Genomic DNA, 364 nt, shown 5'->3' on the forward strand with positions numbered 1-364 from the left:
TTCGCAGTGGCTACATCAGGGATACCATATGATGAAAATTACCGGTCGAAATTAGCTTGAAAAGGGGTTGGATTTTAACTCAGTTCTTTGTTGGCCACAGTATGTTATTCATTAATTCTGATTTCTGTTGCTTCCTTGGTTAATTCTTTCATCCTTTTTAATTCTTCTTTTTTCTGACCTTCATTCTCTTTAAGGTTGGAAAAAAAGGATTCAAATTGGATTTCAATATCTTCAATAGGATCAGGCTCTGAGAAATAGAATTCATAAGCCATTAAATTGATGAATCGTTCTTTTTCCTTTAATTCAAATTCAGAATATTTATCTAGAAAAAAGGATGTCTTAAATTCCATAAAACTTATTATTT

General features: G+C 30.8%; 1 protein-coding gene. It reads right to left on the reverse strand.

What is annotated here, in order from left to right; genetic code table 11:
- Nucleotides 1–104 precede the first annotated feature (104 nt).
- A partial coding sequence (locus IS446_RS00035) for a hypothetical protein (RefSeq protein WP_235996345.1) occupies nucleotides 105–364 on the reverse strand: 260 nt, incomplete at its 5' end.

The organism is Robertkochia sediminum (assembly GCF_016786255.1).
GTDB lineage: Bacteria > Bacteroidota > Bacteroidia > Flavobacteriales > Flavobacteriaceae > Robertkochia > Robertkochia sediminum.